The sequence below is a fragment of the Microcoleus sp. S13_C5 genome (assembly GCF_036700845.1).
GTDB lineage: Bacteria > Cyanobacteriota > Cyanobacteriia > Cyanobacteriales > Microcoleaceae > Microcoleus.
Genome location: NZ_JAUBPR010000055.1, coordinates 1 through 21,422 on the forward strand (window position 1 = coordinate 1; position 21,422 = coordinate 21,422).

At 45.2% G+C, this 21,422-nt stretch carries 15 protein-coding genes, 1 tRNA gene and 1 pseudogene; 9 read left to right on the forward strand and 8 right to left on the reverse strand.

Annotation, left to right across the window (positions count from 1 at the left end):
- Positions 1 to 192: 192 nt before the first annotated feature.
- Positions 193 to 675, reverse strand: a pseudogene (locus QUA04_RS15950) (transposase); the annotation flags it as partial.
- A 637-nt stretch (positions 676 to 1,312) separates the two neighbouring features.
- On the opposite strand from QUA04_RS15950, the gene QUA04_RS15955 reads away from it, so the two are divergent.
- The 4 genes from QUA04_RS15955 (at position 1,313) to QUA04_RS15970 (ending at position 6,280) form a co-directional block, all read left to right on the forward strand.
- A complete protein-coding gene (locus QUA04_RS15955; RefSeq protein WP_333258296.1) occupies positions 1,313 to 1,480 on the forward strand; it encodes a hypothetical protein in 168 nt (55 codons plus the stop codon).
- Between the two features lie 29 nt (positions 1,481 to 1,509).
- Positions 1,510 to 1,591: transfer RNA gene (locus QUA04_RS15960), tRNA-Leu, on the forward strand.
- Between the two features lie 205 nt (positions 1,592 to 1,796).
- Positions 1,797 to 5,132: a hypothetical protein gene (locus QUA04_RS15965; RefSeq protein ID WP_333258297.1), complete on the forward strand. Its 3,336-nt coding sequence runs from the start codon at positions 1,797 to 1,799 to the stop codon at positions 5,130 to 5,132.
- A 272-nt stretch (positions 5,133 to 5,404) separates the two neighbouring features.
- Positions 5,405 to 6,280, forward strand: a complete 876-nt coding sequence (locus tag QUA04_RS15970) for a DMT family transporter (RefSeq protein ID WP_333258324.1) — start codon at positions 5,405 to 5,407, stop codon at positions 6,278 to 6,280.
- Between the two features lie 458 nt (positions 6,281 to 6,738).
- Here the strand turns inward: QUA04_RS15970 and QUA04_RS15975 are convergent, their stop codons facing one another.
- The 5 genes from QUA04_RS15975 to cysC form a co-directional block, all read right to left on the reverse strand.
- Positions 6,739 to 8,376 (reverse strand): acetolactate synthase large subunit, encoded by a 1,638-nt coding sequence (locus QUA04_RS15975; RefSeq protein WP_333258298.1) that lies wholly within the window; start codon positions 8,374 to 8,376, stop codon positions 6,739 to 6,741.
- Between the two features lie 144 nt (positions 8,377 to 8,520).
- A complete protein-coding gene (locus QUA04_RS15980) occupies positions 8,521 to 9,888 on the reverse strand; it encodes an NAD-dependent succinate-semialdehyde dehydrogenase (protein ID WP_333258299.1) in 1,368 nt (455 codons plus the stop codon).
- Between the two features lie 422 nt (positions 9,889 to 10,310).
- Positions 10,311 to 12,635 (reverse strand): polysaccharide biosynthesis tyrosine autokinase, encoded by a 2,325-nt coding sequence (locus tag QUA04_RS15985; RefSeq protein WP_333258300.1) that lies wholly within the window; start codon positions 12,633 to 12,635, stop codon positions 10,311 to 10,313.
- A gap of 143 nt (positions 12,636 to 12,778) precedes the next feature.
- Complete coding sequence (locus QUA04_RS15990) at positions 12,779 to 14,500, reverse strand: SLBB domain-containing protein (RefSeq protein WP_333258301.1); 1,722 nt, start codon at positions 14,498 to 14,500, stop codon at positions 12,779 to 12,781.
- 37 nt (positions 14,501 to 14,537) lie between these two features.
- The gene (gene cysC, locus QUA04_RS15995) at positions 14,538 to 15,062 is read right to left on the reverse strand and encodes an adenylyl-sulfate kinase (protein ID WP_333258302.1); all 525 of its coding nucleotides are present in this window, start codon (positions 15,060 to 15,062) and stop codon (positions 14,538 to 14,540) included.
- A 322-nt stretch (positions 15,063 to 15,384) separates the two neighbouring features.
- On the opposite strand from cysC, the gene QUA04_RS16000 reads away from it, so the two are divergent.
- The 4 genes from QUA04_RS16000 to hetR all read left to right on the forward strand — a co-directional run bounded on the left by QUA04_RS16000 (position 15,385) and on the right by hetR (position 19,148).
- Complete coding sequence (locus QUA04_RS16000; protein WP_333258303.1) at positions 15,385 to 17,199, forward strand: FAD-dependent oxidoreductase; 1,815 nt, start codon at positions 15,385 to 15,387, stop codon at positions 17,197 to 17,199.
- Positions 17,200 to 17,295: 96 nt separating this feature from the next.
- The gene (gene patX / locus QUA04_RS16005; protein ID WP_333258304.1) at positions 17,296 to 17,523 is read left to right on the forward strand and encodes a heterocyst-inhibiting protein PatX; all 228 of its coding nucleotides are present in this window, start codon (positions 17,296 to 17,298) and stop codon (positions 17,521 to 17,523) included.
- A 330-nt stretch (positions 17,524 to 17,853) separates the two neighbouring features.
- Positions 17,854 to 17,985, forward strand: coding sequence for a hypothetical protein (locus QUA04_RS16010; RefSeq protein ID WP_333258305.1), 132 nt, complete (start codon positions 17,854 to 17,856; stop codon positions 17,983 to 17,985).
- 257 nt (positions 17,986 to 18,242) lie between these two features.
- Positions 18,243 to 19,148, forward strand: coding sequence for a heterocyst differentiation master regulator HetR (hetR, locus tag QUA04_RS16015; RefSeq protein ID WP_333070270.1), 906 nt, complete (start codon positions 18,243 to 18,245; stop codon positions 19,146 to 19,148).
- A gap of 278 nt (positions 19,149 to 19,426) precedes the next feature.
- Here hetR and QUA04_RS16020 read toward each other — a convergent pair whose 3' ends face one another.
- Positions 19,427 to 20,239 (reverse strand): TIGR00297 family protein, encoded by an 813-nt coding sequence (locus QUA04_RS16020; protein ID WP_333258306.1) that lies wholly within the window; start codon positions 20,237 to 20,239, stop codon positions 19,427 to 19,429.
- 11 nt (positions 20,240 to 20,250) lie between these two features.
- On the opposite strand from QUA04_RS16020, the gene QUA04_RS16025 reads away from it, so the two are divergent.
- The gene (locus QUA04_RS16025) at positions 20,251 to 20,682 is read left to right on the forward strand and encodes a VOC family protein (protein WP_333258307.1); all 432 of its coding nucleotides are present in this window, start codon (positions 20,251 to 20,253) and stop codon (positions 20,680 to 20,682) included.
- A 126-nt stretch (positions 20,683 to 20,808) separates the two neighbouring features.
- Here the strand turns inward: QUA04_RS16025 and QUA04_RS16030 are convergent, their stop codons facing one another.
- Positions 20,809 to 21,420, reverse strand: a complete 612-nt coding sequence (locus tag QUA04_RS16030) for an alpha/beta fold hydrolase (protein WP_333258308.1) — start codon at positions 21,418 to 21,420, stop codon at positions 20,809 to 20,811.
- Positions 21,421 to 21,422 lie beyond the last annotated feature (2 nt).

The following is a 21,422-nucleotide window of genomic DNA, read 5'->3' on the forward strand; positions in this document are numbered from 1 at the left end:
ATATTTGGTTACAAGCTAAAAACTTTTTAAGAAAGTATTGGTATTTATGTAGATCTTTTAAGATTGTCAAATTTTTGTTTGATTTTTTTACTAACGAACATAAATTTGATTTCCCCAAAATACGTCAATATACTTACACACAGAAAATCATTTAGGATTGCTCTCGATATAGAAAATCATTTAGGATTGCTATAGGATTAATTTTCCTTGATTTTTCGGCTGTTCCCTCTCTGCTTCGGGATTTTTTTTTTCGCCCTCGCCTCGAACTAATTCTCTCAATCTCCTCACCACTTCTCTATTGACTTTGTTCACCAATTCGTCACTGATTCTTTGTCGGAAATGAACGAATAGTGAAGGGTCAAATGGCTCCTCATTGCTATAGGATAAATAACCTATAAAGTATTGCAGGTAAGGATTCTCTCGAATTTGCTCTACGGTTTCTCTATCACTAATTCCTAGTTTTTCCTTAATGATTAACGAGCCTAACGCCAGCCGAAATGATTTAGCGGGAGGTCCCACTTCTGCCACGAAATTTTGGGCGTATTCTGATTCAAATTCCTACCACGGTATTAGTTCGGCTCGCTGCACCCAACGGTTAGTCGCAGCCAACTTTCCTTCAAAGGGCAGCTTAAAGTCTTGGGCTGAGCTTGGGGTGGGTTCGACTTTTCGGTACACGGGAGCCAACGATAATGCACGGGTTTTGAACTATCTTACCCGTTTTTCCTGCACGCTTACCACCCAGCTACTGCTCGCCCCTCCAATCCCCGTCACTTTTCCCCCTTTTTTCAGCAAGCCCTAAGTAAACTGTATACTCTTGATTTAGCCACAGGTAAAGCAACATTCATGGGTGAGATCATTACAGAAGTGTATGATATTGCCTTTGTTGATTCACAACTCTATGGCATGGAGCGAGTACGAGCTCGATAAAATGCTCGTTGCTGCTGACTTCGCACCACTGAAAGATGAGAAAGATGTATCCGCTCAATAATTCGGGGCGGACTACCCACTCAGGAACGATTTTGCGTCATTTGAGGTGCATTGTTGAGCGATTTACCCCGGATTATTGAGCGGATACAGAACGATGTTACGCTTTATTACTAAAAAAAAAATTATCTACCCTTCTAGATAGACTAATAGTCATCCCCGGAGCGGTCAAACTTGCGACCAATTCTAGCAGATGCTGAGTTTATCAGCACTAAGGGAAATACCGTCATCAGCAACCTCGATTATGATTTCTTAACTGTTTGGCAAAACAAGTCTAATAGCAGATTTCACATTAAGTGATTACCAAAAACTGAATGTAGACGAGTTTTTGGCGCAGGCGCGAGCCTACGACGATCTCAGCACCACTCAACTCGGAGATATGCTCAAACAAGCTCAGACGGCTCATTTGTCCCATCCTGTACCAGTATTGCGCGCCAGAGAGATTGATCGCTGGGCAAGTTCAAAAGACTATGAATCTTTGCTTGCAGGAAATTGATCGGGATTTTATTATGGTGAAACCAAAAAGGGCGGGTGGCGAAATTGGTAGACGCATCAGACTCAAAATCTGACACCGAAAGGTATGAGACTTCGATTCTCTCCCCGCCCACTGCGAGGAAAGCTAGGGATGTCTTAATAAAGCGCTCTGTGCTAAATAGCCAAGCAGCTCCAACTGCATCTCTCATCACTTGATCTCGCACTCGCTGGTGGCTGTCGTTGCTAGCCGAGTATTTTCCCAAAATCAGTTGAAATAACTGATGACCAACCGCACTGTTACTTTCATCTGCTTTTTTATTTAATAAAAATAGAAAAAGATGAGTAATCAGGCAAGCAATATATCTTCTTTGGATTTAGCTATGGTTCCAGGGACAGTGTATATCCAAGATTGTGTCTCAAATCAGTTAAGTAAACTGTATACTCTTGATTTAGCCACAGGTAAAGCAACATTCATCGGTGAGCTCATTACAGAAGTGTATGATATTGCCTTTGTTGATTCACAACTCTATGGCATTGAGCAAGAAGGTGGCACAACGCAGCTCGTTAAAATTGACATCAAAACCGGCGATACGGCTGTCATTGGGGATACGGGCTTTGCTACAGCCGGCTTGGCTTATAATGCCCAACGTCAAACCCTTTATGCCACCACAGCTAAACAACTGATTGCCCTGGATCTCAAAACAGGAAAAGGTACACCAGTAGCTACCGTAGCTAATAAAGACTACAACTGTGGCGAAGTTGCCTTTGATAGCAATGGCATAGCATATATCACATTAATTGGTTACGAAAAGAAGAAATTACTTGCTAGATGCAATCTCGATACTAGCAAAGTTAAAACTATTGGTGATACCGGATTTCCTGGTATTGGCAGTATGGAATTTGTTGGCAATGTCCTTTATGGCGTTACCGGCAGATTTTTTAATTTGGGAAAAGACGGCCAATTAATCCGCATTAATACCCAGACAGGTAAAGGCACATTAGTGGCTCAAACCAAGCCTAGCGGTCGTTGGGCAGGAATAGCGGTTTATCAACCAGCAGCAGAAGTGAGCGCAACCATCACTCCAAAAGTTAACACTGAAGCTACACAAGCGGCACAAACAACTACTACAACTAGGGAGGTAACTATGAAACTGTTAACAATTGATGCCAAAGCAAACTGTTACGTTATCAATACCGATCAGATGAATAACTTGCAACAAAATGTTGCTAAGTCTCTGACATTAGACAAAGGAACTTTTGACATCCAAATTAGCAGTGGTAGCTACAGTTATAGTGCCGACAATACCGTTGGTGAGCCTTTTGTTTTTCTCTGGATTTATGGACTTGAGGGCAGTACCTTTATCAACACAAAGACAGGTGTTGAAACAGGTGGAACTTGGGCAACTTTAAACGGCTATAACGACAAATTGCAGTTAGACATCAAAGAAAAAGCTGTAGTCTGTGCTTTATTCTTTGATGTCTATAGTGCTGATAATCAAGGACAAGTAACTGTTTCAATCACTGGCAATCAACAGAATTCCCAAACTTTAACCGTTGATAGCAAGACAAACTGCTATCCGCTTGATGGCAATTATCTCTCAACTCTTAAAAAAGCCAATGCTAATTCTATCGAGTTAGCCGCAGGGAACTATCGCGTCAAGATTCGGGAAAGCAATGCCACTTATGGAGCAGAAGCAAAAAATTTCCAATTAGAACCTTGGGCGTTACTCTTGATTCAAGGGGGAAAATTTATCTCCAAGTTGACAGGAAATGAAGTTAGCGAAAGTTGGTGTTCCTTAAATGGCTTCAAAGATGAAGTTATTTTTGAAGTCACAGAAAAAACAACCATCTCGGGCTTCTTTTTTGATACATACATAGAAGATAACCAAGGGCAAGTTGTTTTAGAAATCAATAACATCACTGATGTAGAAGTAGAGAAAGAAAAGGAAAAACAAAAACCTGGTACGGGCAGCAGCGAAAGCACTGTTAGTGTAGTGGGTGGTGGTCGCACAACTAGATCTAATAGTACAGCAGTTACCACTGGTGGTACAACTAGCTCTAGTAATACAGCAGTTACCACTGGTGGTACAACTAGCTCTAGTAATACAGCAGTTACCACTGGTGGTACAGCTAGCTCTGGTACTGAAAATATCAATATTAGTAGCAGTGGATTTAACTTCACTTTTGACCAAGATCAGATTGAACAAATGTGGCAGCAAATGGCAGCCCAAATCAATACTTCCATCACAGTAACAGGTGACCCGAACGAGAAAAAAGAAGCTTATTGGGACAATTTGGAAAAATGGCTGCTTAAAGGCTATCAAACTCAAGCTAAAGACTTAGCGATGAAGGTAGCACGGCTGGAGTTTATGCTTAAAACTCTTACCCAACAAATGGAAGTTAGTTTTAATCAGAATTTTCACAATTGGTCGGGATACTTCAACAAAAATCTCAACGACTTATTTATTGCCCGAATCCCCCGCATTGTTAGTGAGCAGGTGAATGTAAGAATCTCTGAACAAACCCAAGAGATTAAAAGCTTAGTGCTGCAACAAATGCAAACCGAACTCAATGAGCGTGTTGAGGCCGTCGTTAATCTCAAAGTGGCTAATCAGACTCAAGAAGTTAAGAACCTTGTAGTTCAGCAAATGCAAACTGAACTTGAGCAACGGATTGAGAATGTAGTTAACATCAAAGTTGCCAATCAGTCTACAGAGATTAATACCCAGGTAATTAATCAAATATCGACTGATATTGATGAGCGCATTAGTAACTCCGTTAATGTCCAAATCGCCAATCAATCTCAAGAGATCACTAATCAGGTAATTCAGCAACTCCAACATACTATTGATCAGCGTGTTGAGAATGTGGTGAGCATCAAGATTTCTGATCAAACCCAGAATGTGAAGAATCTGGTGATTCAGCAGATGCAAACTTACATCGATCAACGCATCGATAATGTCGTGAACCTGAAAGTGTCTAATCTATCTCAAGATATTAACACTCAAATTGTTCAGCAAATTCAACACGACATGGATCAGCGGATTAATGCGGTAGTTAATCTCAAAATTGCTGACCAAAGCCAAAACATTAAAAATCTGGTCATTCAGCAGATTGAATCTAACATTGATGCTCGCATCAATACGGTTGTTAATCAATCTAGCACTAGCAACGTGCAGTTAGTGACTAATAATATTGTCAACGATCTTGACAATCGCATTAATGTTAGCTTGGATAACAAGATTCTCAACTTCCGTAATGATGTCTCTACTATCGTCCAAACTGAGCTGAACCAAAACTTCACGCAGAACCTCAAAAATACGATTTTTGCAGAATTGAAACAGCAACAATTCTACCTGGATATGAACTTGATTAAGGCAGAAGTTGAGAACTTCTACTCTAATCTTGCACAGTTTGAGAATCAGTTCTATTTACGCATTGAACAAGGGGACACTCAACTGTATAACTGGACGCTGGAACAACTTATTGCTCTCCAAGGTTGCTTAACAGATCGTCAGGCGTTAGTCGATATGTTTGAATCTTTCGCCACTAAACTCAAAGACGAATTAGATAATGCTGAATGCGTTCGTCCCGATCGTTTTGGTTCTTGGGTAAGAACAGATATGCGGTCACAATTTCAACCTAGCCAATCTCCGCAATTACCACCACGTTAATCAGTAGGTAGACATATCTTGGGTGTCCGAAGAAAGGAACGAAGCCATCCCAAACCGCAAGCGAATTGCTTTATTCCTCTATTCGGACATGATGGTATTGATTTATGTTCACCGCCCACTGCTAAAAAAGCTTAATAAATTTAGGGTTCCAGGTAGGCCACCGGGAACCCTAATTTATATGGCATGGGGAACCGGGCATCGGGAATTGCGAATTGGTAACTAATGACAACAGTCAACAATCAACAGTCAACAGTCAACAGTCAACAGATTTTATGGGTGAAATCGCCGCTTTAGGCGCTGCATTTGTCTGGGCTCTATCTTCCACAATCTGGCAGCGAGTGGGACAGCAAATCCCCGCAGTCGTGCTAAATTTGCTCAAAGGCGCGATCGCCCTTTTCATGCTTCTTGCCACTGTACTAATATTAGGCAAACCCTTACCCGGAATCAACCCTAATATTTTAGTAATGCTCCTCATCAGCGGCGGTCTAGGAATTGGCATCGGAGACACCGCTTTCTTTATCGTATTAAAATATTTAGGCGCGAGGCGAACGCTGCTTTTAGAAACCCTATCTCCCCCTTTAACAGCTTTATTGGGCTTAATATTTTTGCAAGAAAAGTTATCGCCTATTGCTTGTACTGGCATTCTTTTAACTATCTGCGGCGTAGCGTGGGTAATTGCAGAACGAACAGCCGAAACAACCTTACCATCAAAACATCTTTGGCAAGGATTAGGTATTAGTTTATTAGGACAAACATCCCACGCCGCTGGAGCAGTTTTATCCCGCGCCGCCTTCACTCAAATAGATATTGATCCCCTGTGGACAGCAGCCTTGCGTTTAAGCGGTGGCATGGCAGTCATGCTGTGCTTTTTGAACCCAAAAAACCTTGACACTTTCAAACAATTAAAATCCTCAAAAATATTAGGTGCAATAATTATTGCAGCTTTTTTAGGAACCTATCTCGGAATTTTCCTGCAACAGATTTCGCTGAAATATGCACCCGCAGCAATCGCTCAAGCACTCAGTTCTACCAGTCCCCTGTTTATACTGCCTTTAGCGGTGCTGGCGGGCGAAAAAGTGAGCATTCGGGCTGTTTTGGGGGTAGTTGGTGCGATCGGCGGAATCGCTTTATTATTGGGTTTGAAGTGATTAGATTTGATATCAATTCCGGTACCACCGGAATGATTGTTGACTGTTGACTGTTGACTGTTGACTGTTGACGGGCGGGTCGAAAAACTGAATGGTTGAGTGTTAACTGTTGACTCGATTAGGCACGGCGCCCTGTCCTGGCCGTGGGTAATATTAATTCCGATGCTACCGGATTTGATATCACAACTCCGACAAGTGGAAACAAAACTCTACGGAGAGATTGAGAAGCAAATTGCAAACCCTCACCAGAAGGAAGAGGAAGTGATTTATGCTTATCATACTTGGGTAAAATAATTGGCAGAAGTACATTGCCGAATGTCCAGAAGTCCCCACAGTTGACCAAGGCGAAACCATAGAAGAAGCGATCGCCAATCTTAAACAAGCTACAAAACTCTATCTCGAAGAATGTCCATTATAGGAGCCCCGACTTCTTAAAGAAGCCGGGACTCTAGCTACTCTTACAAATTGCAACTCATATCCCCAGATAATTGACTGAAACGGGCATTTTCCCGATAGTCTACCGGACAGTCAATCACGCAAGGAACATCTTGAGCAAGGGCTTCTTTGAGGATGGGAATAAAATCCGTTGCAGCTTCCACTCGATAGCCTTTTAAACCCATACTTTCCGCAAATTTCACAAAATCGGGATTGCCAAATTTGACGAAATCTGAATGACCAAAATAATCTTGCTGCTTCCATTCAATTAACCCGTAACCGCCGTCATTAAATATCAGCGTCACAAAATTAGTACCGACTCGCAAAGCAGTTTCTAACTCTTGGCAATTCATCATAAAACCACCGTCGCCGGTGGCTGCTACTACTTTGCGATCGGGATAAACGAGTTTTGCAGCTACCGCACCCGGAATCGCAATTCCCATCGCCGCAAAGCCGTTGGAAATCAAACAGGTATTCGGGCGATCGCAATGATAGTGCCGCGCGATCCACATTTTGTGAGCTCCCACATCAGATATAAGAATATCTTCCGGGCCCAGGACTTGCCGCAAATCGTAAATGAGTTTTTGTGGCTTGATCGGGAAACCGTCGTCGGCTGCATATTGTTCGTACCCAGCGCGAATATCCGCCCGCAATTGCTTAGCAAAAGGGTCTATTTTCTCCATGCGATCGGCACGCTGCAAAATTTCATTGAGGGAATCAGAAATATCCCCCACAACTTCTATAAGAGGAATATAACTGCTGTCAATTTCTGCTGGCAGAGATCCAATGTGAATAATGGGAATTTTTCCGTCGGGATTCCACTTCTTAGGGGAATATTCAATCAAATCGTAGCCAACAGCAATCACTAAATCCGTTTCTTCAAAAGCACAGCTAATGTAATCCCGTTTTTGTAATCCCGTCGTCCACAGTGCCAAAGGATGAGTGTAAGGAATTACACCTTTGCCCATGAAAGTATTAGCTACAGGAATATTTAATCGAGTAGCAAACTGTGTCAAAGCATCGCTGGCGTTAGCGCGGATTGCGCCGTTTCCTACTAAAAGCAGAGGACTTTTTGCCTTGGAAATTGCCACCGCGGCTTTATTCAAGCTTTGGTAAGCGCCAAAAGTTTTTTCGCGGTTGTCTTTGGTGAGCGGATCTCCTTCAGCAGGCATTGCTGCGATGTTTTCAGGTAAGTCAATGTGAACTGCTCCCGGCTTTTCACTTTGAGCTACTTTAAAGGCTTTGCGGACAATTTCTGCCGTCGTGCTGGGGCGAACAATTTGAGCATTCCACTTAGTAACTGGCGCAAACATGGCGACCAAATCTAAATATTGGTGCGATTCTATGTGCATTCTGTCTGTGCCGACTTGTCCGGTAATTGCTATTAAAGGAGCGCCGTCTAAGTTGGCGTCAGCAACTCCTGTCATTAAGTTAGTTGCGCCTGGCCCCAAGGTGGACAAGCAAACGCCGGCTTTGCCTGTGAGACGACCGTAAACGTCTGCCATGAAAGCGGCGCCTTGTTCGTGGCGAGTAGTAATAAATTTAATTGAAGAGTTTCTCAGGGCTTCTAAAATTTCTAAATTTTCTTCTCCGGGAAGTCCGAAGACGTATTCTACGCCTTCATTTTCTAAACATTTTACCAATAGTTGAGCTGTGTTCATTTCCGTTTTTCTCCTCGGTTAATGGGGGTTGTGGGTCTTTTTCAACCGATCGCAAAAATACTAAATGGTAATTTTTAACCGCAGATAAACGCAGATAAACGCAGGCTTATGTAGATTTGTGCGATCGGTTGATAGAGTGGGAGCTTATTTCACCCACACTGTTTTTATGTTAACAAATTCGTGCATTCCTTGGATGCTCAATTCGCGTCCGTAACCGGAGCGTTTGATGCCGCCGAAGGGCAATCTCGGGTCTGATTTTACTAAACCGTTGATGAATACCGCGCCGGCCTCTAGTTCGGAAATAAAGCGCTCGCTCTCTGAGTTTACTGTAGTCCAAGCTGACGCACCCAAGCCAAAAGATGTGCTATTTGCGAGGGCGATCGCCTCATCGATGTCTGCAACTCGGAATACTAAAGCTACGGGTCCGAAAAATTCTTCTTGACGGGCAGAGGCTTTGGGCGGAATGTCTGCCAGAATAGTTGGCAAGTAGAAATTGCCGGCCTTCTCTGACAATGGGCGGCCACCTGTCAGAAGTTTTGCTCCCGATTGGATGCAAGTTTGCACTTGATTCTCCAAGTCTTTGAGGATTGCGGGAGTAGCTAAAGGGCCGATATCGGTTTCTGGCAACATCGGATCACCTACTTTTAATTGCTCCAATTTTTCGACAAATCTTGTGATGAATTCGTCGGCAATCTCTTCTGCTACAATAAAGCGTTTGGCTGCGATACAAGATTGACCGTTATTGAGCATCCTGGATGTCACAGCAGTTGATAAAGCTGCTGCTAAATCGGCGCTGGACATCACAATAAATGGGTCGCTTCCTCCCAATTCCAGCACTACTTTTTTCAAATTTTTGCCAGCATTTGCTGCCAAACTTTCACCCGCTGGTTCGCTACCGGTGAGAGTTGCTGCTTTTATACGATCGTCCGCAACGATATCGGCTACTTTGTCGGCGCCGACTAACAAAGTTTGAAACACTCCTTCGGGAAAGCCAGCAAGCGTGAAAATTTCTTCGATTTTCAAAGCGCACTGAGGCACGTTGGAAGCGTGTTTTAGCAAGCCGACATTGCCCGCCATCAGTGCTGGCGCCGCAAACCTAAAAACTTGCCAAAATGGGAAATTCCATGGCATGACGGCTAAAATAGCCCCTAGCGGTTGGTAGCGGACAAAGCTGCTGCTAGCGTCAGTGGTTGCCGGTACGTCTGCCATAAATTGAGCAGCATTTTTGGCGTAATATCGACAAACTAAGGCGCATTTTTCCACTTCGCCGATCGCAGATTTGAGCGTTTTACCCATTTCCAGGGTCATCATTTCAGCGTAAATTTCGCGATCGCGCTCCAAGATATCTGCAGCTTTTTGCATCCACAGGGCTCTCTGCTCAAACGGCAGTTGGCGGTATTTCTTAAAAGCCTGCTGTGCTAATTCCAGCTTAGCTTCTATTACCTCATCCGCGATCGGCTCGAAAGTTTTCAGCGTTTCTCCCGTTGCCGGGTTGATAGTAGCAATAGCCATTGTTTCATCTCCTGTGTAAAAAACACAAAACTCCCTGCTAGTTTTCAGTCTAGGCAGGGAGTTGTATCAAGGTATTACAAAATAGGAATTTACCACCCACGTTTTCTTTCAGGTCTTGCCAAGTTGCAAGTGCCGCGATTTGTTTAAATTTCTCTACTTTTAATTATAGTTCAGAGTCTCGATCGCAAATCTTAAGAAAATTTGTCTTTCTGAAATCACGCACAAATCTCAAGAACAGGCTTTCCGGCCTGTTCCATAAAAGTTAAATTTTCTTGTGGGGCGTCCCGGCCGCCCCTGAAAGCTTTATGCACAATTAATGGTGCAAGATCGATGAAATATCGGGTCGGGTGTCCCGCCAGCCTTGCATTCTCAAGAACAGGCTTTCCGGCCTGTTCCACTACACATTTCTCAATTCCTCTCCCTCAAACCGACTTTTCCTGAACGTAATCCTGCACGTAAGACTGATAGTAATACCTGCTGCCTTTATCGTTATTCGCCACCATTCCCAACAGCGGAATGCCGGCCATTTTCAAATCTTCAAAAGCCAACAACAGCGCCTCCCGCTCAGTTTGATGCAGCCCCACTACCAGCATCAATCCGTTAGTGTGAGCCGCCAACAAATTCGCATCCGCCAAACCTAAAAGCGGCGCAGTATCGTAAATAACTAAGTCAAAATGACTTGACAAAGCTGCCATTAAATGCTGCATTTTTCGGGAAGAAAGCACCTTTGTGGGATCGAGAGGAACCGGGCCGGAAGTTAACACAAACAAATTTTCATCGCGGGGCGATCGCACAATCACCTGTTGCACATCCACATCATCAGCAATCACATTGTGCAAGCCTTGCCAATTCGGTAAACCCAGCATTTCGTGTACCTGCGGGCGCCGTAAATCCCCATCCACCAACAGCACTTGCTGCCCCATTGCAGCCGCCGCCCGCGCCAGATTTACTGCTACCGTAGACTTGCCGTCACCTACTTGACAAGAAGTAATTACACAAGAATTGATTGGAGTATCAAGGTTGAGTAAGCGAATATTCGCATTGAGCGATCGAAAAGCTTCTTGAAAAGCATCCGTCGGCATCGGCGAAATTGCCACATCCACCGGGCTTGTGTCAGCAGGAGGAAGTCTCAAAATTTTATCGCTAGCAGGAATTACCCCCAACAAAGGCAGGCGAATCGACTGTTTGACATCCTCTGGAGTTTGGAACACCGTTTTATTGTTAAACCGTTCCGCCAACTGCGCCGCCAGCATACCAAACAGCAAACCAGCCAATCCCCCCAAAGCCAAATTCAAAGGCATAATCGGAGCAACAGCCATCAACTCGCCATTTTTGTAACGCGGAATTTCCGGCTTAGCAATAACTTCCCAAGCCACCTCTTTTTTTCCCACAGCTTCAAGCTGCAAAGCTTGCTGTTTAGCCAGCAAACTATTCAGCGTATTGTTAGTCACATCCAACTCCCGCTGCAAATCGGAATAGCGCCGCAAAATCACCGGGAATTTTTGAGAGTATTCATTCACCTGCTTAGCAGCTTGTTCCAAAACTTGATTCCGCACGCCCAGGACCTGAATTAAATTAGCAGTACCGATAAACTGCTCGATTAACTTAATCCGCACCGGATCTTGAAAAGCCAGCACTTGTGAACTTACCTTAGCCAAATCAGTTCCCAGAACTTGTTGGGCTTCTTTCTTTAATAAAGGAATCAGGTTCTTGCGCTGTTCTCGCAACAATTGCATTTGCGGAGTTTGGTCTGTAAATGTAGCCGAGTTAATCGCAATTTGCCCTTCTAATTGTTGCAATTGAGTCAGCATTCCTTGATAGCGGGGAGCTTGACTCAGAGCCGAGGCCATCAGCGCTTGCTGCTGGTTTAATCCGAGCTGATTTTGCAGATTGGAATAGAGCAATCTCTGCTGATTGAGCTGCGTTTGCGCGTCCAATCTTTGCGCTTGAAGTTGGCTGATTTGCTGCGAAAGCTGTTGCGTTTGAATTTGCGGGTCGATGAAATTGTACTGCTGCCGCAATTTTTGAATTTCTGTTTGCAGAGCTTGTTGGCGCTTTCGCTGGTTGGGAATTTGCGATTTCACAAAGTCCAGAGTCTGACTAATTTGAGTTGTGGTATCTTGCACGCTGTAGTTGCGGTAGCCTAGCGCAACTTTTTCCAAAACGAACTGAATTTTTTTCGGATCATAATCCCGATATCTAACTTCGATAATCTTGGTATTTTTGAAGCGATTAATTGATAGCCTGGTTTGCTGAGAAAACGGCAAATTATCTGCTTTTTGGTTCAAGAGGTAGTTGTAATTTATTTCGGGATACTTAGCCTGCAACTGTTTAATAATCGGCGACATTACTTGCGGGCTTTGCAAAACTTGAATTTGGGATTCGTAGTCAAAACCGCCCTTTTCTTGAGTTGCGGGAGCCGCTGGTTGCAGTTTCAGCTCACCCGAGTATATTTTAGCTAAAGTATTTTCCGTAACTGCGGGTTCTACTAATAATTGAAAGCGGCCTTCGTACTCGCTTTTTTGATTGAGCGTCCAGGCGAAAACTCCGGTAGTCACTGCCGCTGCTACGCCGATGACTAAGATGGAGCGGCTGCGGCAAACTTCCCAAAAACTTAACTCTTCTGCCTCGGTTTTGTTTCTGCCTAAAAATTGATCTTCTTCATAAAGCCCAGAAGACATTTTTTCCAGATTAGCGGCTTTTTTATGATTAAACAGTGCTACTTGAGATTGTTTCCCTGGTTTCATTGGATTTCTACAACTTATTAGTTTAAACGTCTGTATTGGTGGCGGAGTTTCAGGAAACCGGTTGATTCCTAGATATTTCATTACAAAACCGCAATTTTTTCTAGAAAGCGGGTTTCTGAGGTCTTAAGGCCAGTCTATTCCAATCACCGAAAAATATCGAACAACCGAAATATTCCTAACAGCGGACTCAGAGGAGCGAGAGTCCCGCCTACATTATCCGAGAACGTAGCGCGACCCGATCGCCTTACCATAATTACATCATTATTTTTCAGTTTTGGATTAGTTTCTTCATTGGCTGTTGCAGAAAAATTAACCTTAACAGTTAGCTGCGAAACTGTGCCGTTAGGATTGAGGCGAATTAAATCCACCGCATCCATTTGGGCCCGCGCTTTATTAAAACCTCCCGCTGCTACCAGGGCTTGATTTAAAGTAGTGTTTGGCACCACCGCAATCGCTCCCGGTTTCACGACTTCTCCCACAATGTTCACCTTGATAGTATCCGGTGAGAAATTAGAATTAGCAACTTGTTCGTCTTGGGTTGCATCGAGGTTTTCGGCTTTGGGAACGATTACCGTATCTCCCTGTTGCAGCGCTAAATCTTGGGATACATCTCGCCCTTCCAAAAGTTGCCACAAATTCACATTAATAATTTGTTCTGTACCCGCCCGCGTCAGGCGGCGAACTTGTATTTGTCGGATATCAGCTACCGGCGTAATGCCGCCCGCCATTTTAATTGCCCTCGTTACAGTTTGCTGCAAAACATTTTCCCCGCCGTTGGTTTGGTTGGCAGCAAACAAACCAGAATTTTCACCCATTTCATTCTCTTGTACCCTACTTTGAGCCTCTTTTGCCAAAGTATAAGTACCGGGGCGAGTTACTTCGCCCACCACAGCAATATTAATTGGTTGAGTGCTTTGTCCGGTAATGTTAGCTACTGCTAAAGTCGGTGCCTCTTGGCGGTTGAGGCTAGTTACAGTGGGTATAAATATAGTATCGCCGTCGCGCAAAGTCATATCGGCGCGCAAATCGCCGTTTTGCAATAATTCCCACAAATCCACACTAATAATTTGTTCCGGTGCGTTGCGCTGGGGGCGGCGGATTTTGATTTGCCGCACGTCTGCTGACTGGGTAATTCCACCGGCCATTCGCAGAGCCCGCGATATCGTTGGCATTTGAGTTCCCATTTGCTCTGCTGTGCCTCCGGGGCCTGCTGCTGAGGATATTGTATAAGCTCCGGGGCGGTTGATTTCGCCCGCGATCGCAATTTGCAAAGGACGTGGCGCCAGCAGTTTCAGGGTAATCCAAGGACGTTTAAGGTATTTGTTGTATTTGTCTTTAACAGCATTAGAAGCTTGTTCTAGGGTCATGCCGTACACCGAAACGCTGCCAATTAACGGCAAACTTAGGGAACCGTCTGCCTGTACTTGGTGTTGACCGTTGGGGCCGCTGTATTCCGGGACGTTGAAGATGTCCATTTGAATACGATCGCCTGCTCCCAAAGTGTAAACTTCCGATCGTACACTTGAAGGTTCACTTGCCGGAAATCCCGGCGCTGCGGGTACTTGTACAGGAACAGGAGAACCCGCATCAGCAGGAGGAGGAGGAGGAGGAGGCATAAACTGGGCCACCGCAGGATATGAACCCACCGCCGCTAGCACTGACACTGTTAAACTTTGGGCAATTAAACTTTTGACAGCATTGCTTGCCCAATAACTTAGCTTGCAGCTTTTGCTGGAAACGTCTCCCTGATCCCCTCTCCTTGCAGCAAAGGGGAGAAATTCTTCCCTTTCCCTCTCCGCGAAGGGGACACAAGGGTGATATTTTTTCTCAAGTTGAACCTTGCGCGAATAACTTTTCACCACCATCGCTTTTTGCCCCTATCCTCATCCAACCCCGCCAACATCAAATGTAACCCAACTCTTCTAACTTGGTCAGAACTTTTTTAACACTCTCTTCCACACTTTCTCGCTCTGTGTAACAAATAATTTCAGGATTGAGCGGTTCTTCATAAGGATCGTCAATTCCCGTAAAACCCTTAATTTCTCCTGCTCTGGCCTTAGCGTACAGCCCCTTGACATCGCGACCTTCGCACACTTCTAACGGCGCTGTGATATATACTTCTACAAAATTGGCTTCCATTGCTCTAATTTCGTCGCGAATTGCTCTGTAGGGGCTAATAGCTGCGGTCATTACGGCTACTCCATTGCGGCTCAGCAGGTGAGCTACAAATCCAATCCGCCGAATATTAGTATCTCGGTCTTCTTGGCTAAATCCCAAACCTTTTGACAAGTTGGTGCGAACGACATCTCCATCCAATATTTCAACTTTGCAACCTCTTGCCTTCAATTCGGGTTCGAGAGCTTTGGTGATAGTTGTCTTGCCGGAACCGCTCAGCCCGGTGAACCACAAAATAAAACCTTTTTCCATTTTCAGCCGTTAATTAGTAACTGGGAAATTATTAAGACGTAAAACTTTATAGATGCAGTTCCCTTTTTTCTATTATCGTTATTCGCGGTGTCATATTGCCAATATTGGCGCACCAAAAATGAGAAATCAAAATTTGCGATCGCTCCTGTGGTCATTTAGTAACAAAATTGTGTGAGCGCTGCATAATTCCCGATTTATTATTTGTCAAGTCTTTACGCAGTAAAATTCAATTCGCGATCGCCAACGCCGAACATCTATCCGTAGCGCACTCATCACCTTACTGAGCCTTTCGCAATCTCAAATCTAAAATCTAAAATCTCAAATGGTATTGCCCATATCTTCGGTCTTAAAAGCAGATGTTTTGGTAGTCGGTGGTGGCACCGGCGGCACCGCAGCAGCCGTGCAAGCAGCCCGCCGAGGTGCCAAAACTATTTTAGTAAGCGAATTCCCCTGGCTGGGAGGAATGCTGACTTCCGCTGGCGTTTCGGCCCCTGATGGCAATGAATTAGCAGCTTTTCAAACTGGTTTGTGGGGCGCGTTTTTGCGGGAACTCCAGCAGCGACAGCCGGGAGGTTTGGATTGGGGCTGGGTAAGTTTTTTTACTTACGATCCCCGTACCGGTGCTGAAATTTTCGCTGATTGGGTTAAATGTTTGCCGAACTTGCACTGGATTTCTGGACAAAAAGCTCACGATGTGCTGTATGAAGGAGATCGCATTTCTGGCGTTCGGTTTGCAGATTTTACGGTTTCGGCCAAAATCACTTTGGATGCAACGGAATTGGGAGATGTGCTGGCTTTAGCGGAGGTGGGGCACCGCTGGGGTTGGGAATTCCAAGCCGAGTGGGGAGAACCCAGCGCGCCGACTGCATCTAATATTCTCACAGAGAGCTATTCGGTGCAAGCTCCAACTTGGGTGGCAATCATGCAGGATTTTGGTAAAGGTGCTGCCGGGCCAGAAATTCCCGCGCCGCCTGTTGACAATCCCGATCGATTTATCGGTGCTTGGGACGGTTACACTTCCGAACAATTTCTCAATTACGGCAGGCTTCCGGGCGGATTGTTGATGATTAATTGGCCGATTCGAGGTAATGATTATGGTGAAGGGGTCGATCGACTCATTAAAGCTGAAGCATCTCGACAAGAATTCCTGCAAGAAAGTCTCTGGCATACTCAAAGCTTCGCCCGCTTCATTCAAACGCAACTCGGCCCCCGCTACGGCCTTGCACAGAACATTTTCCCGATTTCAACGATCGAAAATCAACAAAATTCTTCCCTTCTTTCTTCCTTTGCCTTACATCCTTACTACCGAGAAAGTCGGCGCTTGCGAGGGATAAGTACAGTCAGAGAACAAGATATTTTGCCTGTTGTCGGTGGAAGAGTCGCGAAGTTGCCAATCAATGCCGAGGGAATTTGCGAAGCGGTGGCTATCGGCAACTATGCCAATGACCACCACTACACCAGTGGCGACATTCCCTTGCAGCCAAAATCGATCCGCTGGGGTGGCCGCTGGACGGGAACTCCTTTTACCCTTCCTTACAGCGCCCTCATTCCTGCGAGTACAGAGGGTTTGCTAGTCTGCGAAAAAAATATTTCCGTCTCTCACATCGCCAACGGTGCAACTCGCTTGCAACCGACGGTAATGAATATTGGACAGGCTGCGGGGATGGCGGCGGCTTTGTGCGCGGAATCTGGATGTCAGCCGAGGGAGTTGCCGGTGAGAGTTTTGCAAGAAGCTTTGCTGCAAGATTCCGAGGCGAGTGCGGCGGTTATTCCTTTATTTAATTTGACACGGGGGCGATCGGACTGGCTGGATTGGCAACGCTATTATCTCGATCGACCTGAAGCATATCCCGCCAGCGGCGAATGTCAGGAGTCAGTAGAGAAACAAAGCAGTCAAACAGCAAATACCCACAGCCAATTTTCGGGCATTTTCCGTCGCCTCGGCGAACAAGACTGGACACTAACGCTGACAAGCCCCGCATCCTTAGCCGGTCAAACTTGGCAACTCGTGACTTTGGACTCGGAAACCGACAGATTTTTACACAATTGCGAAACCGAAAAGCCTCTGACAGTATGGGGCAGGCTGAATTCGGCAGGTGCTTGGCTGCTGGCGGGCTCAGTAGAATTGAAGAGGTAGGGTTTTTTGTAGAGATCCGAAAATTGCACAGATATCTATCCTGATAAATCAGGGCAAGTCCGTATCAGGTAATAGACACTGACACGGATACTACCCATGCAAACCTACACTGCAATTGCTTTACTGAGCCTGTTGGGCATTACCTTGAGTGCCAGCGCCGCTCAAGCTTTTGAATCTCCACTCCCCATGGTCGAAACTGCCACCGCCCAATATATGTTATCAGCCCAAACTGAACACAAGCCCGATCGCGGTCCTGAGAGGGGCAGCGGACGCAGAAATTTTACCGAACCTAATGTTTACACTCATCCCCTACAAGATTTTTAATGGCACTGGGCGCAAGCGATTACCACAACTGACTTGGTTCGGGCAGTTCCTTCGATCGGATTTTCTGGGATTCTAGTTTTTCAGGTTAAGCGACAAGTGCACTTTTTGTTGACAGTTCTTAGGAGATTCTTTTGTGTGTAAGAAATGGTAGCATATAAACCTTGAACCGCCATCTACCTAGATATATATTCTAGTATGTGGCGGTTTTGTCTTGAAAACTCTTCAATTAAACAGGAATTACCCACTGACCTGGGATCATCCGGGTTTTTCAACCGATATCCGTTGCCCTCCCCCCCTTATTGTAGTTGATCGAATCGGGTTTCGGCATCCATGACTATTCAAAAATTATCAGCTCGGATCGGACTCGCCTCAAATTCCTCCGATCGCAATAGTTATTTACGTTCTCCCCGCCTCTGGCGGGGTTTAATTTTCAACGGCTGCACTATAATTAACGTGCGATAACTAACTTATATTAGGTAAATTGTCAGCGCAGAGGGTGCAGCAATCTACTTAAATTCGCCACCAATAAGAACCACTTATGCGGTGTGGATCGCCTTTTAGCCCATGCCCCTGTTACCTCAGGGAAATTAACTAACCTGAATATTAGGGTAGCTGGCAAGCTTTCCGGCGACAGTCGGCTATGCTTGATTCGGCGCTCTCGCAATAATTTAATGGAGGACGACAAGATGCCTCCAAGTTTGGCTATTTCGGGGATAGTGATGAAAAATGACTCTTTAGATCTGGTCAAAAGCCTCAGCCCTAGTGCAATGGATCAGATCATGCTATATCTGGCGTTTAGCGCCATGAGAACAAGTGGGCACAGGCACGGGGCGTTTCTAGACGCTGCCGCAACGGCGGCTAAGTGTGCCATTTATATGACTTATATGGAGCAGGACAACAACCTGCGGATGACAGGGCACTTGCATCACATTGAGCCTAAACGGGTGAAGGTGATTGTTGAGGAAGTCCGGGAAGCTCTGACTCAGGGAAAATTGCTGAAAATGTTGGGTTCCCAAGAACCAAGGTATTTGATTCAGTTTCCTTATGTCTGGCTGGAACAGTATGGTTGGATGCCGGGACGCCCTCGCATTCCGGGAAACAATTTGACTGTAGATGAAAAAAAATATCTCGAAAGCAAGATTCCTCCTAATCCGCCAGACGCTCAACTGATCAATTCTTTTCAGTTTATGGAGTTGATCGAGTTTCTGCACAGGCGATCGCAAGAAGATATGTCTCCAGAAAGGCGAATGCCTTTGAGCGAAGCTCTAGCAGAACACATTAAGCGACGCTTGATCTATTCTGGGACAGTAACTCGCATTGATTCTCCTTGGGGAATGCCGTTTTATGCCCTCACTCGCGCTACTTACTCACCCGCAGAGCAGGAAGAGCGGACATTTACTATGGTTGAGGATACGGCTAGATATTTCCGGCTGATGAAGGATTGGGCGGAAAAACAACCAAATGTGATGCGAATTATGGAGACTTTGGATATTCCGCCGGAACGGCTCGACCAAGCCCTTGAGGAATTAGATGAAATTATTCGCAATTGGGCCGATCGCTATCACAAGCGGGGCGAACCGACGATGATTTTACAAATGGTTTTTGGGCCGCAAGACGACGCTTAGTTTGATTAACTATTAATCATTAGTCATGAGTTGATTGCTTGAGACTAATGACTAATGATTAATAGCTAATAGCTCGCGAGGCAGAAACCGGGTTTCTCTGGAAAAATAAGTAATTGGACAGAATTAATTACACACTGATTTTTTGCTGATTTTTTACTAGACAAGGCTTGTAGCCCAAAGTCTTGTGTAATTAATTGTGTCTTACTACTTACTGCGTTAAGGCCTTGAATGCTCGTAACAAACCCGGTTTCTTAGGTCGTGAATGCGTCCAGGATTAACTAAGCTAAAAAAGCTCTCCAGGTCGCCGCTAAAATAATCGCTGCGATCGCTCCTATGAGTGTATTAAAAAAATTTACCACCTCGTTCGTCAGCCACTCAAACTTAGATTGCACCGTCGCCCCAATCACGCTCTCGATGTTCGTGGCAATAAAAGCTGCAATAACACAAAAAACAATTCCTGTCAAGTCTATTAAACCGACGGCCCAACTTAAAAGCGCAATCAAAATTGAGCCGACAATACCCGCGATCGTTCCTTCCAAACTTACGGCCCCTTCGGTACCCCTAGGTACAGGCTGCAAGCTAGTAATCAAAAAAGTCCGCTTCCCGTAAGCTTTGCCGATTTCGCTGGCGCTGGTATCGGAAAGTTTGGTGCAAAAACTCGCTGCGTAACCCAGCAATAACAGGGAAATAGCATCTTGTGGCACAGACATCTTGCCTGTCTCTCCTAAAATAGATAATGCCAAAACTCCCACAGCGCAAAGAGTAGCGGTTAAAGCTGAACCCCAGACATTTTCTGGGCCTCGGGCGCCTGAACGCTTTTCGGCTATGCCTTCTGCTTCTTTTTGGGCTTTGCCGATGCGGGTAACTCCCGATCCGACAAGAAAGTAAAACATCACCACAGCATAGCCTTGCCATCCCAAACAGCCCCAGATGAGGACGCCCAATACCCAGCCGTGAAATTGACCAGCGGGAGTGAGCAATTTTTTTGGGGCAATGGTGGCGATCGCGAGTAAAACTGTATTTAGGGCGATCGCCACCAACCAAGGATTAGACCAAGATAAATAATTAAAGAACAATTCTGCATTCTGCATTTAGTACCTCCATGAGTCAAGTCTTATTTCATCTTGCCTTCCCTGTGACCGATATTGCCCAAACCAAAGCGTTCTACGTAGACGGGCTCGGCTGCGAACTAGGTCGCGAATCGCCTAATTCTGCGATTATGGGTTTGTGTGGCCATCAAATTGTCGCCCACGTCAGCCGCGAACCTTTGACCCCTCAGCGAGGCATCTATCCCCGGCATTTTGGGTTAATTTTTACGAACGAAGCTGACTGGGAAGCGTTGCTAGAAAAAGCCCAGCAAAACAACTTAAATTTCTATCAAGAACCGAGACGGCGATTTGTCGGTTTGCCTACAGAACACCGTACTTTCTTTTTAGAAGACCCTTTCCACAATATACTTGAGTTCAAGTATTACTGCGAAGCTGAAGCAATTTTTGGCCGCAGCGAATACGCTGAAGTTGGCGATGCAGTTTGATATCTAGTCCGGTAGCGATTTGCCTTGTTGCTGGGGGCGGGTTTACAAGATTTGTGGTTTTAGGCAATTATTGTAGGTGAAACCCGCCCTACAAAATTTGACCTTATACAAGAATGAATCAAACGGTTAATCAGGAACTTTCAATGGTTCTGACAGTGCTTCAGCCACAGCTTTTAAACTGCTGGAATGCCTCGCCATCATGGCATGGGCAAATACGGACAATTTTACTTCTTTGGCAGCAGATATTTGGGAACTAGAAGCAGGTACAATGATGAAATCCCAATCTGTCCAAATCGAAGTAAAATTGAGCTTTTCCAACAAGGCAGCATCTCGATTTAAATCTTCCAGAAAAGCACTGCCAGGACGCATTTGAACGCAGCCTTTTCCCCAGAGAGTGTAAGCCATCCAAGTACCGCTGTGAGGAGAAGATATGGCAATAAAGCGCTGCACTCGGTTAATACCACCTAACCTTTGCAGGTAGTAGCGAGTTACTAAACCGCCCATACTCAATCCTACTATATCTAAATGCTGTGCGGGCGCAAAGTTTTTGTCTATATAATCTGCTATTTGTTGGGCTAATTCGTCTATGCTGGCATTGCCCCAATGGGGCGAGAGATTGAGGGTGTAGACTGACCATCCCAGTTGGGTGAGGTAGGCAGACATTTTGTGAAAAATTCCCGATTTTCTGAAGATTCCGTGAATTAGCAAGACTGGGTTGCGGCTGAAATTGCTATTCATTT

Bases quoted from the DNA above. Each gene is read 5' to 3' on its own strand.
- QUA04_RS16020 (WP_333258306.1), bottom strand. From the start codon at position 20,239: ATGCAGAATGCAGAATTGTTCTTTAATTATTTATCTTGGTCTAATCCT.
- QUA04_RS15990 (WP_333258301.1), bottom strand. From the start codon at position 14,500: ATGGTGGTGAAAAGTTATTCGCGCAAGGTTCAACTTGAGAAAAAATAT.
- QUA04_RS15970 (WP_333258324.1), top strand. From the start codon at position 5,405: ATGGGTGAAATCGCCGCTTTAGGCGCTGCATTTGTCTGGGCTCTATCT.
- patX (WP_333258304.1), top strand. From the start codon at position 17,296: ATGCAAACCTACACTGCAATTGCTTTACTGAGCCTGTTGGGCATTACC.
- QUA04_RS15975 (WP_333258298.1), bottom strand. From the start codon at position 8,376: ATGAACACAGCTCAACTATTGGTAAAATGTTTAGAAAATGAAGGCGTA.
- QUA04_RS16030 (WP_333258308.1), bottom strand. From the start codon at position 21,420: ATGAATAGCAATTTCAGCCGCAACCCAGTCTTGCTAATTCACGGAATC.
- QUA04_RS15985 (WP_333258300.1), bottom strand. From the start codon at position 12,635: ATGAAACCAGGGAAACAATCTCAAGTAGCACTGTTTAATCATAAAAAA.
- QUA04_RS15980 (WP_333258299.1), bottom strand. From the start codon at position 9,888: ATGGCTATTGCTACTATCAACCCGGCAACGGGAGAAACGCTGAAAACT.
- QUA04_RS16025 (WP_333258307.1), top strand. From the start codon at position 20,251: ATGAGTCAAGTCTTATTTCATCTTGCCTTCCCTGTGACCGATATTGCC.
- hetR (WP_333070270.1), top strand. From the start codon at position 18,243: ATGAAAAATGACTCTTTAGATCTGGTCAAAAGCCTCAGCCCTAGTGCA.
- cysC (WP_333258302.1), bottom strand. From the start codon at position 15,062: ATGGAAAAAGGTTTTATTTTGTGGTTCACCGGGCTGAGCGGTTCCGGC.
- QUA04_RS15965 (WP_333258297.1), top strand. From the start codon at position 1,797: ATGAGTAATCAGGCAAGCAATATATCTTCTTTGGATTTAGCTATGGTT.
- QUA04_RS16000 (WP_333258303.1), top strand. From the start codon at position 15,385: ATGGTATTGCCCATATCTTCGGTCTTAAAAGCAGATGTTTTGGTAGTC.
- QUA04_RS16010 (WP_333258305.1), top strand. From the start codon at position 17,854: ATGACTATTCAAAAATTATCAGCTCGGATCGGACTCGCCTCAAATTCC.